Below are 16,675 nucleotides of genomic sequence, written 5' to 3'. Positions count from 1 at the left end.
GATGATGTGTGCGTCGGATGCTAAGGAGGGCAGATGCGGGCGATTCAGAACATCGGCACGGCCAAGCGGCTGGGGGTGATCGTCGTCACCGGGGCCGTCGCGCTCGGCGGCCTGGCCGCCATCACCCTGACCAGCCAGTCGACCCTGAGCACCCAGGCCGAGGAGATGCGCAGCCTGGAGGCCTGCCTCGCCGCGATCAACCACCTGAACAACCGGCAGAGCGAGCTCAAGGTCGACGCCTACCGGGCCGCTCTGGGCCAGGACGTCAGCCAGGACGTGGTCGACGACGTGGCGTCGTCGACCGAGGCCGCGGACAAGGTCGTGGAGTGCGGCCTTCCTGCCGCGATGCTCACGGAGTTCCAGGGCGACCGCCCGGACTTCGTGGCGTTCGGCGAGTTCATCAGCAAGTTCGTCACCGACGGTGTGGCCGACCCCAAGTCGGTTCTCGGCCGGATCGACGAGATCCCCGAGGCCAACAACAAGACCGACGACCAGCTCGACGCCCTCACCGAGAAGGTGGAGGCCGCCATCACCGAGCAGAAGGCCGAGATGCTGAAGGCGGTGTCCGGCACCCGTACCATCGCGATCATCGTGGCCGGCATCGGTCTGGTCGTGCTGATCGGCATGGCGATCCCGCTGGTCCGCTCGATCCTCGGCCCGATCCGCGAGCTCGGCAAGGTCATCGACGCCCTCGACAAGGGCGACCTCACCGTCCGCAGCGGCATCACCAGCCGCGACGAGTTCGGTGTCATGGCCGCCGGCCTGGACCGCTCCCTCGACAAGCTGCGCACCTCGATGCAGACCATCGCCGGTGACGCCGACAAGCTCGCCACCGCGTCGAACCAGCTCGCCGGGGTCTCCGGGCAGATCGCCGACGCCGTCGACAACACCGACCGGCAGAGCTCCTCCGCCGCCACCGAGGCCGACGAGATCTCCCGCAACGTGCAGACCGTCGCCGCCGGCTCCGAGGAGATGGGCCTGTCGATCCGGGAGATCTCCCGCAATACCAGCGAGGCCGCCCAGATCGCGTCGATCGCCGTCACCGAGGCCGCCCGCGCCACCGACACGATCCGCCAGCTCGGCGAGTCGTCCGCCGAGATCGGCAACGTGATCAAGCTGATCACCTCGATCGCCGAGCAGACCAACCTGCTCGCTCTCAACGCCACCATCGAGGCGGCTCGCGCCGGAGACGCCGGCAAGGGCTTCGCCGTGGTCGCCAGCGAGGTCAAGGACCTGGCCCAGGAGACCGCCCGCGCCACCGAGGACATCCACAGCCGGGTCAACGCCATCCAGCAGGACACCGGCGGCGCGGTCGAGGTCATCAACCGCATCTCCGAGGTCATCGCGCAGATCAACGACTTCCAGACCACCATCGCCTCGGCGGTGGAGGAGCAGACCGCCACCACCGGCGAGATGAGCCGCAGCATCGCCGAGGTCGCCGCCGGCTCCAGCCGGATCGCCGCCAACATCAGCGACGTCTCCTCGGCCAGCGCGGCCACCGTCGGCGGCGTCACGCAGACCCGCGAGGCCAGCGCGGCGGTCTCCCGTACCGCCGATGAGCTGCGCAACCTGGTCGGCGCCTTCAAGTTCTGACGTCTCGCTCGTCCTTCCGGCGGGGCCGGTCGCCATTGCGGTGACCGGCCCCGCCGCTTTCCTCCTGGCTCGCGGTGGTCCGCTTTCCTCTTCTCTCAGGGGCCGCGGTGGTTCGCTTCTCTCAGGGGCCGCGGTGGTTCGCTTCTCTCAGGGGCCGCGGTGGTCCGCTTCTCTCAGGGGCCGCGGTGGTCTGCCGATCGGAGGGCCCATGCCTACGCTGCCTCAGCGCTCAGCCGCCCCGGTGGACGACGACGGGCTCTCGCGGCGGCGGCGCACCATCGAGACCGGCGCTCTCGTGGCCCGCAGCTTCGGGCTGATCTCCACCGGCGTGGCCGCGGCCGGGATCGGCGCCGGAGCGGCCGCCGTGGCCAGCGCCGACATGCGCTTCGTCTGCTGGGCGGGCGTCGTCACGATGGGCGTGTCGAACGTGCTGGCCCACCTCGGCCGGCGCCGCCCGGCATCGAGGTGGTACCCCTGGCTCAGCGCCGGGCAGAGCGTGATCGAAACCGCGACGATCACCGCGATCGTGGCCCTCGCGTCGCGGGAGACCGCCGAGACCACCTGGCCGCTGCTGGCCCCGGCGATCGCGGTGGCCGCCGTACGGCATCGGATCGTCGGCGCCCTGATGGTCTTCGCGGCCACCACCCTGGGCTTCGCGCTGCTGGCGCCCGGCTCGCACGATCTGTTCTACCTGATCGTCGTCGGCTTCATGATCGCGGTGATCACCGGCACCCAGTCGTCGGCGCTGGACCGCCACCTCCGGGCACTCGACGAGACCCGGCACGCCCTGCAGCACCAGGCCACCCACGACGGGCTCACCGGCCTGCCGAACCGGGCCCACCTCGCCGCCTACGCCGACCGGCACACCGGCCGCCCCTTCGGCGTGCTGCTGCTCGACCTCAACGGGTTCAAGCAGGTCAACGACGAACACGGGCACGCCGCCGGCGACCTGCTGCTGCACGAGATCGGCGCCCGGCTGACCGTCGCGCTCGGCGGCGACGGGCTGGCCGGACGGCTCGGCGGCGACGAGTTCCTGGTGCTGCTGCCGGACGCGGACAGCGCCGTCGCCGCCCGGGTGATGGTCCGCATCCACGACGCGATCCGCCGGCCGGTCGACATCGGCGCCGGGCGTGCGGTCACCGTCGGGGTCAGCGCCGGCGTGGCGTTGCGGCCCAGGGACTGCCCCGCCGATCTGGACACGCTGACCGCCGAGGCCGATGCCGGGATGTACCGCGACAAACGGGGCCGATCTCGGGCGGCCTGACTCCTCAAGGTGAGGGCCGTCACCGCCGATGGGAGGCACATGAGGGTGATCGGCAGAGGGGCCGTGCCGGTGGTCGACGACTCCATGCGATCGCGCCGGCGTACCGTCGAAGCCGCCGGACTGGCCTCCCGATCCCTCGGGCTGCTGCTCACCGCGGTCTACATGAGCGGCGTGACCGACCTCGCGCCGCTGGTCCTCAGCGACGACATGGCCACCGTCTGCCGGCTCGTGCTCGGGCTCATGTCCGGGGCGAACGTGCTGGCCGTCCTCGCCGCCCGTAACCCCTGCTCACGCCGGTACCCGCTGTGGAGCGCCCTGCAGGTGCTGCTCGACACGGTGACGATCGTCGCCTTCGTGGCCGTGTCGGAACGCGACTTCACCCAGACCACCTGGCCACTGCTGGGTCTCAGCATCTCCATCGCCGCGGTCCGGCACCAGTTCCTCGGCGCCCTCCTCACCTTCGTGGCCACCTCGGCGGCGTTCGTCCTGCTCGTGCCGGACTCGCCGGACACCGCCTTCGTGCTCGGCACCAGCGCGATGACCGCGATCATCGCCGGTTCCCAGTCGACCGCGTTCGCCCGGCAGCTCACCACCCTGCAGGAAACCCGGCGGGCGCTGCAGCACCAGGCCACCCACGACGGGCTCACCGGCCTGCCCAACCGGGCCCACCTCGACGAGTACGCCTCCCGGCTCACCGGTGGCGCGCTCGGTGTCCTGCTGCTCGACCTCAACGGATTCAAGCAGGTCAACGACACGTACGGGCACGCGGCGGGGGACCGGCTGCTGCACGAGGTGGCGGTCCGGGTCACCGAGGCCGGCGGCCCCGGAGTGACCGCCGGGCGGCTCGGCGGCGACGAGTTCCTGATCCTGCTGCCCGGCGCCGGAGCGGGCGCGGTCGCCGCCGCCTGCGAGCGCATCCGCGACGCGATCCGCCGGCCCGCCGACCTCGGCGACGGCATCGTGGTCACGGTCGGCGTCAGCATCGGCGTGGCGCTGCGCCCGGCCGGCGGCGAAGCGGGGCTCGACGCGCTCACCGCCGAGGCCGACGCCGCCATGTACCGGGAGAAGCAGGCCCGGCGGGCCGCCTGACATCGATCCATTGCGATGCGACAGGTGGGCGGGTAACGTGCCGTTAACAACTGCCCGGGGCGGGGCGTTCAGTGAACGCCGTTACATTCCCCCCTCAAGAGGCAGGTCATGAAGAGAAGACTGACCACGATCGCCGCAGTCCTCGTCACCCTCACCGCAGCAGTGCTGACCGTCGTCACCCCCGCCTACGCCGCCACCGGCCTGCACATCAGCGGCCGGAACATCGTCGAGGCCAACGGCAGCACGTTCGTCATGCGCGGCATCAACCACATGCACACCTGGTACGCCGGGCAGACCGGATCGTTCGCCGACATGAAGGCGGCCGGCGCGAACACGGTCCGGGTCGTCCTCAGCGGCGGCCGCTGGACCGCCAACACCGCCGCCGACGTCACCAACGTGATCAACCTGTGCAAGGCGAACAGGCTGATCTGCGTCCTGGAGGACCACGACACCACGGGGTACGGCGAGGACGGCGCCGCTTACACCCTCGACCAGGCCGTCAACTACTGGATCTCGCTGAAGAGCGTGCTCCAGGGCCAGGAGAACTACGTCGTCATCAACATCGGCAACGAGCCGATCGGCAACACCAACCCCGGCCAGTGGACCGCCGCCACCGTCGCCGCCGTCCAGAAGATGCGCAGCAACGGCTTCCAGCACCTGCTCATGGTCGACGCCCCGAACTGGGGACAGGACTGGCAGTACACCATGCGCGACAACGCGCAGACGGTCCTGGACGCCGACACCCTCGACAACACGGTGCTCTCCATCCACATGTACGCCGTGTTCAACACCGCCGCGTCGATCCGCAACTACCTCGACGTGTTCCAGAACAACAACTGGCCGCTCGTCATCGGCGAGTTCGGCTGGCAGTTCGCCTCCGGCGAGGTGGACGACACCACGCTGATGGCCGAGGCACAGGCCCGCGGCATCGGATACCTCGGGTGGTCGTGGGCCGGCAACACCGACCCGATCCTCGACATGACGAACAGCTTCAACGCGGCGTCCCTCACGACCTGGGGGCAGCGCATCGTCAACGGACCCAACGGTCTGAAGGCCACCAGCAAGGAGGCCACCATCTTCGGCGGGGTGCAGCCCAGCTCGCCCGCGCCGTCGCCCTCCTCCCCGTCGCCGTCCCCGTCGACCCCGGCCGGCGCCTGCACCGCCACCTATGCGGTCACCGGCCAGTGGGCCGGCGGATTCCAGGGCGACGTCAAGGTCACCGCGGGCAGCGCGGCGATCAAGGGGTGGACGGTGACCTGGACGTACGCCAACGGCCAGACCGTGAGCAACGCCTGGGGCGCGACCGTCACCAGCAGCGGAACCACGGTGACCGCCCGCAACGCCGCCTGGAACGGATCCTTGGGCGCCGGCGCGAGCACCAATTTCGGTTTCCTCGGCTCCTGGACGGGAAACAACAGCGTACCCACGCTGACCTGCGCCGCCAGCTGATCCCAACCGGCCCGGCCGGTCGTTCTCCCGGCCGGTCCGGTTGCTTTGGGAGCGCTCCCATGTAGGATGTCCGGCAGGCGCGCCCGCCCCGGCGCAGGATACACCCTCTCTACCAACACATCCCCTGCACAGAAACACCCGGTCAGGGGCTCACCACCGCCCCCACGTGGGGTGGGCGACGGCGGCGAGCCCCTGACCGGCCCCACACTCTGGTCCCCTCACGCACCCCCGCCGGCGGTTCCCCTGCCGCCTGGCGGGCGGCGGTCCTCTCGGTCCACTTCCGGTTGGCGGTCCTGGCGGTTGAGTCTCTGCCTGCCGCTTCCGGTTGGCGGTCCTCGTGGTTCAGTCTCTGCCTGCCGCTCCTGGTCGGCGGTCCTGGCGGTTCAGTCTCTGCCTGCCGCTCCTGGTCGGCGGTCCTGGCGGTTCAGTCTCTGCCTGCCGCTCCTGGTCGGCGGTCCTGGCGGTTCAGTCCCTGCCTGCCGCTCCCGGTTGGCGGTCTTCTGGGTTGAGGTGCTGCCTGTTCGCGGCCGCTTTGGCCTCAGCCGCTTGCGGCTGGCGGTCTTGCTGAGCCAAGCGACTGTGGTCGCCGCCCCTTCTCGCGTCCCCGGGTATCCCTGGCTCTCGGTTCCGTTGAACTTCCATACCTCCGGAGCCTGGTCTCGGGCGGCCGCCTCCGTCTGCTGGCTGTCTCCTGTTGGTGGTCTTCTCCCGTCGGCCGTCTTCTCCTGTCGGCCGTCTTCTCCTGCCGGCTGTCTCCTGTTGCTGGCTGTCTCCTGTTGGCGGTCTCCTGCTACTGGCCACCTTCCTCCTGCCGGCTGTCTTCTCCTGTCGGCCGTCTCCTTTCGTCCTGTCGGCCGTCTCCTTTCGTCGGCGGGCTCCTCCTGCCGGGTGTTCGTCGCCTGCGTCGATTCCGCTGGCCGGCTCCCTCGTTGGCTGCCATCGGGAGGGCTGGCGTGCTGACGGCGAGGGTCGCCACTTCCGGGTTCCATGCCGTCGCGTTGCTGGTTTCCATTGCTGCTGTCGGGATGTTCCCTTCGAATTCCGTCGAGCAAGCATCTCCTTGTCGCCTCCTTCACCCCCTTTGTCGCCGCGCCGTCGGTGATCCTCTTTGGGCTGTCATGCTGTTGTGCTTTTTCGTCAGTTCTTTGCAACCGATTTCCGTCCCGCTGACGCCCTCGTCGGCCATCTTGCTAAGACGAGCTGAAAGTATTGACAGATTCATCCGCAAACTCGTGGTCTCCGGCCGTCGTCACCCATAATTGTTGTGCCGAGGATCACTCTTTTTCGAGGTCGGGTAGCTGGTGAGATCATGGCGATATCCGATTTTGATGAGAATCTGGTTTGGCATGATCAAATACTGACATTCTCGTATGGGGGCGCGAGAGAATCTAGGCATGGCGCAGATGTCGTTGTTCAGTCGGGCAGAGGTTTCTACGATGCGTGACCGAACCGCGTCGCGGAACTATTCAGCCGCCAGAGAAGAGTTTCGGCGTGAGCACGAGCGTCATCGCGCGTGGGGATTGCAACGGCGCCATGCCGAGAAGCTTCGACGCATCCGCGAGGCCGCAAGCTCGCCAACGCCCGAAGGTGCGAAGCGTTCCGATTCGCCGGCTGCATCGCACGCGGTTCCGGAGTCTCGGCAGCCATCCGTCGCATCGCCGACTGTGCCTTCCTCGGCGTCTGGGCGCCCGCCTCGGGACCCGTCACCAGCACCGCACGGAGTACTTCACTCTCTGACTCGTCCGCCTGCAGGTCGCCCGCCTGCAGGTCGCTCGCTTGCAGGTCGCTCGCTTGCAAATTGCGCATTTGTAGATCGCTTGCCTGCGGACCGCTCGTCTGTTGACCGTCTGTCGCCAGGCCGCTCGACCCCAGGCCGCTCGCCCGCGGACTGCTCGTCTGTCGCCAGCTTGCCTGCGAGTCTCTCGTCCGCGGGCCGCTCGTCTTTGGTCAGCTGGTTTTGGGATTGCTCACCGTCGGGCCACTCGTTTGTGGAACGCCTGTTCGCAGGGCGCTTGCTCGTGGGCCGTCCGTCCGTGGGCCGCTCATCGGCGGGTTGCTTACTTGCGGGCTTCTTGACCGCGAGCTGCTCGTCTGGGGACCGCTCGTTCACGGGGCGCCTGGCCGTTGGCTTCTTGTCTGTGGATCGTTCGTCTGAGGGCTGCGCGAGTGCGGATCGCTGGCCTGCGGCTTGCTCGTCTGCGGTGCCTGTGTCTACTGCGGACTTATCGTCCGGCGACCCGTTGACCTTGTGCCAGGTGTCGGTCGATCAGGTGCCGTTCAGCGAGTCGCCTCTGGGCCGATCACCTGCAGGTCTCGCGATGGTTGCGCCTTCTTCTGCAGGGCCGTCAGCTGTTCCGCCGCTGTCTGCCGTTCCGGGACCGTCTGCTGTAGTGCGGCCATCCGTCGAGATGTCGACTCTTGGCGTGTCGCCCTCGGCGAAGGTGCTTGTACTTAACGTGCTGCAGGCGTCTGGCCTGGTGATTGGGGCTGACGCGCGATCGGCTTGCGTTATGTGGCCGGTTGCTACTGTTCGGCGGTTTGAGAGATTGACTCGGCTTCTTTCTGGGCGATGTTCGGATTTGTTGCTGGATTGTGCGCAGATTCCGTTGTTTTCTTCTCTGCGACGGTGGCTGGTTCTGTGTGTTGCCGGAGGCGGATTGAACGCTTGCGTTGGGCGCTTCGCTGGGGCGCGGCTGTGGAGGTTGTTACGGCTCTGGCTGTGTTGGCGTTGGAGGTTATTGATTCGGGTGGCCGGTGCAGGATTGTGGCTGAGGTTTCACGCGAGGAAGTCGATCGGGAATGGGATCGTTTCTATCACCCTTCTGTGGTTGAGGTCAAATCTGGGTCGAATTGCTGTGCGCGCGGGTGGATTTCGATTTTGCGTAGTGACCTTCCAGTCCTGTCAGTTGTTTGGGGGATATTTTCCTTGCGATAGCGGAATGGCTCGATTTTTATCTTTCGGCGGCGGCGGCGGCGGCGGCGGCGGTGGCGGTGGCGGCGAAGGAGGCAGCGGGGAAAGAAGCGGAGAGGGAGGCGGTGGCGGAGGAGAGACGGAGAGGAAGGCGGTGGAGAGGGCGAAGGAGAAGGGGAAGCGGTGGAGAGGGTGAAGGAGAAGGGGAAGCGGTGGAGAGGGTGAAGGAGAAGGGGAAGCGGTGGAGAGGGCGAAGGAGAAGGGGAAGCGGAGGGGAGGGCGAAGGAGAAGCGGCGAGGAAGGCGGTGGCGGAGGAGAAGCGGTGCGGAGGGCGGAGGCGAAGGAGAAGGGGAGGTGGGGCCGCAACGGAGACGGGACTTGGGGTGGGGGAGCGTCTTGGGCCGCATTCGGCCCGGTGGAGGCGGGTCGGTCCGGGCCCGGCAACCACCTTGCGTGGTGGGGCGGGTCCGGGCCGGCTGCGGTGGGGCGAGGTGTGGTTCGTACCGTCGCGGTCAGGACCAGGAGGTGAGGATCTCCTGGACCGTCGACGCCTGCGGTGGGGCCGGGATCTCGGCCGGGGTGCGCTGGAAGCGTGGCGCCGGCGCCGGCTGGACCACGCCGCCCACCTCGATGAACGCCTTCCGAGCCTCGTTGTGTGGGTGCAGCGGCGCCTCGGTCAGGGAGAGGACGGGGGTGACGCACGCGTCGAGGGGCTCGAAGATGGCCGCCCATTCGTCGCGGGTCTTCTGCAGGAAGCGTTCGGTGAAGCGGCGCCGGAGTTCCGGCCAGGCGGCGAAGTCGAACTGGCCGGGGAGGTCCGGGTCGTCGGCCAGGTCGAGGCCTTTCAGCAACGCGGCGTAGAACTGGGGTTCCAGCGAGCCGACGGCCAGGTGACCGCCGTCGGAGGCCTGGTACGTGTCGTAGAAGGGAGCGCCGCCGTCGAGCAGGTTGCGGCCTCGCGGGCCGGGCCAGCGGCCGGCTGCGGACATGCCGTGGATGAACGTCATCAGCAGCGATGATCCGTCGACCATGGCGGCGTCGACGACCTGGCCACGGCCGGAGCGGGAGCGTTCGACCAGGGCGGCCAGGACGCCCACGGCCAGGAGCATGCCGCCGCCGGCGAAGTCGCCGAGCAGGTTGACGGGGGCGTGCGGCTTCTCGCCGGCGCGGCCCAGCGGGTCGAGGGCGCCGGCGATCGCGATGTAGTCGATGTCGTGGCCGGCCGCGGCGGCCAGCGGGCCCTCCTGGCCCCAGCCGGTCATCCTCGCGTAGATCAGGCCGGGGTTGAGCCGCTCGCAGACGTCGGGGCCGAAGCCCAGGCGCTCGGCCACGCCGGGGCGGAAACCCTCGACCAGGACGTCGGCCCTCCCGGCCAGGGCGAGCAGCTCGGCGACGCCGGCTTCGGATTTCAGATCGATCGTTACGGTACGGCGCCCGCGCTGCAGCGGTCCCGGAGGCGGACCGGCCGGTCCGTTGCCACCGGGACGTTCCACCAGCACCACGTCGGCGCCGAGATCCGCCAGGACCATGCACCCGAACGGGGCCGGCGCCAGGCCGGACAGCTCCACGACCCGGATGCCGGCGAGGGCGGTCATCGGGGGAGCCCGCTGTCACAGGACACGGGAGATCAGCTCCTTCATGATCTCGTTGGTGCCGCCGTAGATCTTCTGGACCCGCGCGTCCGCGTACATCTTCGCGATCGGGTACTCGGTGGTGTACCCGTAACCGCCGAAGATCTGCAGGCACCTGTCGACGACCTCGCACTGGCCCTCGGTCAGGTACAGCTTCGCCATCGCGGCGGTCGCCACGTCCAGTTCGCCGCGGGCGTGCCGCTGGATGCAGTCGTCCAGGAACGCCCGGGACACGCGGGTACGCGTCGCCACCTCGGCCAGGACCATGCGGGTGTTCTGGTGGCCGAGCAGCGGCTTGCCGAAGGCGACCCTCTCCTTGGCGTACGCGACGGCCAGCTCGACGGCCCGCTGCATGGCCGCCACCGCGCCGACCCCGATGACCAGCCGCTCCTGCGGGAGCTGCTGCATCATCTGGATGAAACCGGACCCCTCGGTCCCCAAGAGGTTCGCGGCGGGAACCCGGAAGTCGTCGAAGAACAACTCGGCCGTGTCGTTGGAGTGCAGGCCGATCTTCTCGATCTTGCGGCCGCGCCGGAAGCCGGCCGGGTCGCCGGTCAGCTCGCACACCAGCAGCGAGATGCCGTGCGCACGTGCGGACGTGTCGGTCTTCACCGCCAGGACCAACAGGTCCGCAAGGATCCCGTTGGTGATGAACGTCTTCGAACCCGTCACCACATAATCGTCGCCGTCACGGACCGCGCGGGTGCGGATCGCCTGCACATCGGAGCCGCCGTCGGGCTCGGTCATGCCGATCGCGCCGACCAGCTCGCCGCTCACCAGGCCCGGCAGCCAGCGACGTTTCTGCTCCTCGGAGCCGTAGTCGTTGATGTAGCCGGTGACGATGCCGCTGTGCACGGCGATGCCGAGGCTACCCTCGCCGGCCAGGGTCTGCTCGTGCAACAGCGTGGCCTCGTGGGTGAAGTCGCCGCCACCACCGCCGTACTCCTCCGGCATGGAGAGGCCCAGCAGGCCCAGCTCGCCGGCCCGGCGGTAGTGCTCGCGGTCCGGGTGGCCCTGCTGCTCCAGGCGTGCGGCGTGCGGCAGCACCTCCTTGGTGAAGAAGGTGCGCGCGAGTTCGGCCAGGTCGTCGTGTTCCGGCTTGCGCCACGGTTCGACATAACCGTCCAGTCCAGGCGTCGGCATCGACCCACCATCGAGCACTATTGGCGATGTGTCAACAAGCCGCGTATGAATTGCCGCGATTCATCGTTTGCGCCGATGGGAACATCGACAACCCGGGCATCTCGGAACGGTATCGATCGACGTGCCGTAAGGTCGGGCGGGTGAGTGTCGAGGCGATACGCCGGCGCCGGCTGGAACCGGACGCCCGGCGCGAACAGATCCTGTCGGTCGCGATCCGCCTGTTCGGGTCGAAACCCTACGCCGACGTCTCCACCACGGACGTCGCCCGGGACGCCGGCGTCGCCCGGGGCCTGGTCAACCACTATTTCGGTACGAAAAAGGACCTCTACCTCGAAGTGGTGCGCGTCATGCTGACGGTGCCCGAAGTGGCGCTGGAGCAGCTTCCCGAGGGCGAACTGCCCGAACGGGTCGATTCCATCGTCAGCTGGTTCCTCGACGTGGTCTCCCGGCACAGCACGTCCTGGCTGGCCGCCACCGGCGCCGGCGGGATGGCCGGTGACGCCGACGTGAACGCCGTGATCGCCGAGGCGGTTGATGTCGCCGCGGCCGGTGTGCTGCGTGCGGTGGGAATGGGCGACGATCCGTCACCGGCGCTGCGGGGGATGGCCCGGTCGTATGTCGGCCTCGCGATCTGGACCGCTCAGGAGTGGCTGCAGCGTGGGGTGCTGACGCGCGAGCAGGTGCACTCGCTGCTGGCCACGTCGCTGGTGGCGCTGGTGGACCGGGTGTTCCGTTCGGCAGACTGATCGGTCCCGCTTTTGAACTAGCCTCCTAGGATGTTCTAGCGGATGGGGCCACGGCGGCGTGTCCTGCGGAGGGTGGTCGGCGGGTTCGGGGCCGCCTGGTGGTAGCGCTGATTCCTCGTCGTCGATCTGACGACGACGTTCCCGATGTCGCACGACAGGAGCGATGTCGATGCCGTTCCTGGCGGAGGCGGCGCGGCGTGGAGTGTTGCGGCGCAACGGTGCGGTGTACCAGTTCCGGCACGAGCGGCTGCGGGAGCATCTGGCCGGGGCAGGCGGTGTGCGGCGCCTGGAGTGACCGGGACCGGCGCCGCACACCTGGCTCAGTGGCTGCCGCCGTTGGGGCCGAAGGCGGTGAAGAAGCGGTCGCGGAAGGTGTTCATCGGCCAGACCGGGGCGTCGGGGGCCGGCTTGAGGCTGGGGGTCCAGTTCCAGCCGGTGATGCGGTCGAGGACGGCCGGGTCCTTGGCGACGATCGTGATCGGGACGTCGTGGCTGGCGTTGTCGCCGGTGACGACGCTGGACGGCTGGTGGTCGCCGAGGAAGACGAGGACCAGGTTGTCGTTGCCGTACTTCTCGATCCACGAGATCAGGGTGGTCAGGGTGTAGCGGATCGACTTGCCGTACTCCCGGCGGACCTTCGCGGCGCTGGACCAGATGTCGGCCTTCTGGGCGCCGTCGGCGGCGATCGCGTTGTAGACGGAGCCGTCGCCGACCTGGTCCCAGTCGATGAAGGTGGGGATCGGGGCCCACGGGGTGTGGCTGGAGATGAGCGGCATCTCGACCATCAGCGGCTTGCGGCCGGGCTTGTTGTACTCGACCTCGGTGAACTGCTTGAGCGTGTACTGGTCGGGCATCTGCGCCCAGCTGAACCGCGGACCCTGGTAGGAGAGGTTGCGGGAGTCCCAGATCCGGTTGTAGCCGTAGAACTTGCCCTCGGGGAAGGCGCGGGTGGCGCCGGGCATGACGCTGACGGTGTCCCAGCCGGCCTTCTGCATGGCGTACGGGATGGTGAGCCGGTCGCTCGAGGTGAGGTTGCGGTACCGGGACTGGTTGTTGATCCACAGTCCGGACAGCGTGGTGGAGTGGGCGAGCCAGCTGTTGCCGCCGAACGTGGGTGAGGTGAGCCAGCCGCTGCGTGCGGAGAAGCCGGCGGCCTTGAGGGTGGCGTCGCCGTCCTCGAGCACGGCGGCGGTGCCGGCGGCCAGGCTGGGCGACTCGACGGCGTTGCGGCCGTAGCTCTCCACGAAGGTGATCATGACGTCCTTGCCGCGCAGGGCGGTGAGGATCTGGTCGGCGGGCACGTCCTTGTACGGGTCGGTCTTGATCTCGTCGGCGAACGCGGCCTCGTTGGCGATGCCCTCCTTGGCCTGCCAGGCGCGGTCCCAGGCGTAGGTGACCGAGGTGCGTGCGGCGACCGGGACGGCCGGGAGGAGCTGGAAGCCGAGGGCCAGCGACAGCATCCAGGCGGACGCGATGCCGGCGGCGGCCAGGGCGGAGCGGCGGCGGTGCTCGGTGATCAGGGCGGCGAGGCGCAGCACGGCCCAGATCATCAGGGCGACGACGCCGATGGCGAGCACTACGGCGCCGATCGCGGCACCGTAGGCGCCGAACGCGCCGTACGAGTCGCGGATGAAGTTGAACGTGTCGTCGAAGAGCTCCCAGTCGAGGATCACGTCGAAGGGGCGGGCGAGGGTCTTGAACCAGCCCATGTCGAGGCTCTTCTGGATGAGCAGCCAGCCGAGGCCGGCGCCGAGGATCGAGCCGACGACCAGGCGGGGCCGGCGGGGCAGCACGATCAGCAGGAGGATGCCGAACGCGGCCTCGATCGGGATGCGGGCGAAGTTGCCGAGGGTGAGCCGGCGCAGGACGTTCGGGTAGAGCAGGGCGACGAAGACGAGCCCGCCGGCCAGGATGTTGAGTGCGTACGACATGCCCGGCGAGCGCAGGATCCGCCGGATCCGTCCCGGCGCCCGGCCGGCCGGCTCCTCGACGGCGGGCTCGGCCGGCTCGTCCTCCGAGGCATCCGAGTCGACCAGGGCGACCGAGTCCTCCGAGGCATCCGAGCTGTCCGGAGCCTCCGAGGCGACCGAGGAGACCGGGGTGACGGGTGAGGTCGGTGGCGTCGGCTCCTCCGCGTCGGGGTTCTGTGTCGGGTCGGCGAGGTCTGTCGGCTGCACGTCATGGGACACGCATGCCGCCGCGGGATGGTTCAGCGGAAGGTCGAGAAGTTGGGTGTCCAGGGTCTCAGCCTCTTGCCAATTTCCTATAGGAACGATAGGAAAAGTGGTAGAGGAGGAACCGCCCATGCGCCGTACCCGGCCCGCCGTCGCCGCCATCGCTCTCGCCCTCGTCCTCACCGCCTGCTCGTCCGGAACACCTCAGGCGGGCGCCGAGGCCGGCCAGCCGGTCAGCGGCGGATCGCTGACCTGGGCCGTCGAGACCGAGCCGATCACCTTCAACCCGCACCAGTACGCCCAGGCCAAGGCCCGCCTGCTGGTCTGGAACACCTTCGAGGCCCTGCTCACCCACGACGGCCAGGGCGGTTACCTGCCGTGGCTGTCCACCGGCCACGAGGTGTCGGCCGACGGCAAGACCTACACCTTCACGTTGCGTACGGACGTGACGTTCAGCGACGGCACGAAATTCGACGCCGGGGCCGTCAAGGCGAACATCGACCAGTTCTCCGTCGAGGGGTACAACCCGGCCGTTCTGGCCGTGCAGCTGCGCAACCTGGACAGGGTCGAGGTCGTGGACCCGGCGACCGTCACCTTCCACCTCAGGCAGCCGGACGTGCTGCTGCTCGACTTCCTCTCCTCGCCGCAGGGCGCACAGGTGTCGCCGAAGTCGCTGAAGGAGGCGAAGAACCTCAAGGCCGGCGGCCCCGACCTGGCCGGCACCGGCCCGTTCGTGCTGGACCACTACACCGCCGGGCAGGAGGTCGTGTTCACGAGGAACCCGGCCTACAACTGGGCGCCCGCCAACGCGGGGCACACCGGGCCGGCCTACCTCGACCGGATCACCTACCGGTTCCTGAAGGAGTCGTCGGTGCGGGTCGGGGCGCTCACCTCCGGGCAGGTGCAGGTCGTCGAGGGGGTGCCGGCCACCGACGAGGCGCTGATCACCGCGAACCCGCAGCTGTCGCTCAGCCGGGGGCTGAACTCCGGCTCGGCGTACGCGTACTACTTCAACACCGCGCACGCCCCGTTCGACGACCTCCGGGTGCGGCAGGCGTTCCGGGAGGCCGTCGACGTGGACGCGGTGCTCTCCGGCGTCTACCGGGGCACCGCCACCCGGGCGTGGAGCGTGATCGGGCCGACCAGCCCGTTCTATGACAAGACCCTGGAGAAGACCTACGGCGGCGATGCCGCCGAGGCCAACCGGCTGCTGGACGAGGCGGGCTGGACGGCGCGGGACGCGGACGGATTCCGGACCAGGGACGGCAAACGGCTGACGGTACGGCTGGTGCAGTCGGCGCCGTTCGTCCGGGACCGCCGTGACGTGCTGGCGCAGGCCGTGCAGGCGCAGGTCAAGCAGAGCGCCAGCATCGACCTGAACGTCGCCGTGGTCGACCAGGGCACCGCCACCCAGGCGCTGGCCGACGGGCAGTACGAGGTGTTCGACAACTCGCGTGCCGACACCGACGCCGGGGCGGCGCTCAACCTGCTGCTGCACTCCGGTGGGGCGATCAACCGCACCGGGTTCACGGATCCGGCTCTGGACAAGCTGCTCGAAGCCGGTCAGGCCGGCCCGGATCAGGCGCGGCGGCAGGCCGCGTACCAGCAGGTGCAAAGGCTGGTCGTCACCGACCAGGCGCTGGTCCTGCCGCTGTACGCCCCCGCCGACCAGGTCGCCGCCGGCACCGGTGTCGGCGGACTGGGCTTCGAACCGACGGCCGGGGTGCCGGGTAGCGCCTACAACCTCTGGCTGAGCAAGTGATCAGGGCGATCGCCCGGCGGGTGGCCTCCGGTGCGGTGGTGCTCTGGGCGGCGGCCACGGCGGCGTACCTGGCGCTGCTGGCCGCCCCCGGCGACATCGTCGACAGCCTGATCGGCGACGGCGCCGACACCCCGCAGATCCGTGCCCAGATCATCGCCGAGTGGAACCTGGACCGGCCCGCCGTCGTGCAGTACCTGGACTACCTGTGGCGGGCCGCGCAGGGCGACCTGGGCCGCTCCTACCTGCTGCAGCGGCCGGTCGGTGAGGTGATCGGCGACCAGGTGCCGCCCACGCTGAAGCTGGCCGTGGCGGCGGCCGTCTTCGGGGTGGCCCTGGCCCTGGTGCTGGCCGTCACCACCCGGCACCGGTGGGCACGCCGGGCCAGCTCGGCCGCCGAGCTGGTCATCGTGTCGACGCCGCCGTTCCTGATCGGGATCGTTCTGCTGAGCGTGTTCTCGTTCCGGTTCGGACTGTTCCCGGTCTCCGGTGACCGGGGCTGGGCGGCGCTGGTGCTGCCGGCGGTCACGATGGGCCTGCCGATCGCCGGGGTGCTGGCCCAGGTGCTGCGCGACGGCCTGGACCGGGCGCTGGACGAGCCGTTCGCGATCACCGCGCGGGCCCGTGGCCTGCGGGAACGGGCGGTCCTGATCCGGCACGCGCTGCGGCACGCGCTGATGCCGGCGGTCACCATGCTCGGCTGGCTCACCGGGGTTCTGCTCGGCGGCACGGTGATCATCGAGCAGGTCTTCGGCCGGCCCGGGCTGGGGCAGGTGACCCTGCAGGCCGTCGGCAACGGCGACATGCCGGTGGTGCTGGCCGTGGTGGTCCTGGCGGCGGCCGCCTTCGTCGTGATCAACACAGCGGCCGATCTCGCCTATCTGGTCATCGATCCACGGTTGCGAAGGAGCTGAGT

11 protein-coding genes are annotated in these 16,675 nt (G+C 69.2%); 8 read left to right on the top strand and 3 right to left on the bottom strand.

Annotated features, from left to right (window positions below; translation table 11 throughout):
- The first annotated feature begins 33 nt into the window (after positions 1–33).
- From BM290_RS20575 to BM290_RS20560, 4 genes are all read left to right on the top strand, one after another.
- Positions 34–1,593, top strand: a complete 1,560-nt coding sequence (locus BM290_RS20575) for a methyl-accepting chemotaxis protein (protein ID WP_093616424.1) — start codon at positions 34–36, stop codon at positions 1,591–1,593.
- A gap of 208 nt (positions 1,594–1,801) precedes the next feature.
- Entirely contained in the window at positions 1,802–2,857 is a 1,056-nt protein-coding gene (locus BM290_RS20570; protein WP_177319811.1) for a GGDEF domain-containing protein, read from the top strand.
- Between the two features lie 45 nt (positions 2,858–2,902).
- Positions 2,903–3,946 carry a GGDEF domain-containing protein gene (locus BM290_RS20565; RefSeq protein WP_177319810.1) on the top strand — a complete coding sequence of 348 codons (1,044 nt, stop codon included), beginning with the start codon at positions 2,903–2,905 and terminating at the stop codon, positions 3,944–3,946.
- Between the two features lie 108 nt (positions 3,947–4,054).
- Positions 4,055–5,395: a cellulase family glycosylhydrolase gene (locus BM290_RS20560; RefSeq protein WP_093616418.1), complete on the top strand. Its 1,341-nt coding sequence runs from the start codon at positions 4,055–4,057 to the stop codon at positions 5,393–5,395.
- A gap of 3,423 nt (positions 5,396–8,818) precedes the next feature.
- Here the strand turns inward: BM290_RS20560 and BM290_RS20555 are convergent.
- A complete protein-coding gene (locus BM290_RS20555; RefSeq protein ID WP_093616416.1) occupies positions 8,819–9,901 on the bottom strand; it encodes a CaiB/BaiF CoA transferase family protein in 1,083 nt (360 codons plus the stop codon).
- A gap of 15 nt (positions 9,902–9,916) precedes the next feature.
- Positions 9,917–11,080, bottom strand: a complete 1,164-nt coding sequence (locus BM290_RS20550; protein WP_093616414.1) for an acyl-CoA dehydrogenase family protein — start codon at positions 11,078–11,080, stop codon at positions 9,917–9,919.
- Positions 11,081–11,220: 140 nt separating this feature from the next.
- Between BM290_RS20550 and BM290_RS20545 the strand changes: the two genes are divergently transcribed.
- A complete protein-coding gene (locus BM290_RS20545) occupies positions 11,221–11,826 on the top strand; it encodes a TetR/AcrR family transcriptional regulator (RefSeq protein WP_093616412.1) in 606 nt (201 codons plus the stop codon).
- A 169-nt stretch (positions 11,827–11,995) separates the two neighbouring features.
- The gene (locus tag BM290_RS50700; RefSeq protein ID WP_275413281.1) at positions 11,996–12,121 is read left to right on the top strand and encodes a hypothetical protein; all 126 of its coding nucleotides are present in this window, start codon (positions 11,996–11,998) and stop codon (positions 12,119–12,121) included.
- Between the two features lie 25 nt (positions 12,122–12,146).
- Here BM290_RS50700 and BM290_RS20540 read toward each other — a convergent pair whose 3' ends face one another.
- A complete protein-coding gene (locus BM290_RS20540; RefSeq protein ID WP_307837942.1) occupies positions 12,147–14,003 on the bottom strand; it encodes a sulfatase-like hydrolase/transferase in 1,857 nt (618 codons plus the stop codon).
- 127 nt (positions 14,004–14,130) lie between these two features.
- Here BM290_RS20540 and BM290_RS20535 point away from each other — a divergent pair, with 127 nt between their 5' ends.
- Together BM290_RS20535 and BM290_RS20530 are read left to right on the top strand one after the other, a co-directional pair.
- Complete coding sequence (locus tag BM290_RS20535) at positions 14,131–15,762, top strand: ABC transporter substrate-binding protein (RefSeq protein ID WP_093616410.1); 1,632 nt, start codon at positions 14,131–14,133, stop codon at positions 15,760–15,762.
- A complete protein-coding gene (locus BM290_RS20530; RefSeq protein WP_239143615.1) occupies positions 15,759–16,673 on the top strand; it encodes an ABC transporter permease in 915 nt (304 codons plus the stop codon). The genes BM290_RS20535 and BM290_RS20530 overlap by 4 nt, the downstream gene beginning before the upstream one ends.
- The last annotated feature ends 2 nt before the right edge of the window (positions 16,674–16,675 follow it).

This window comes from Actinoplanes philippinensis (assembly GCF_900113015.1).
GTDB lineage: Bacteria > Actinomycetota > Actinomycetes > Mycobacteriales > Micromonosporaceae > Actinoplanes > Actinoplanes philippinensis.
This window is presented reverse-complemented; position numbering and strand designations above follow the sequence as displayed.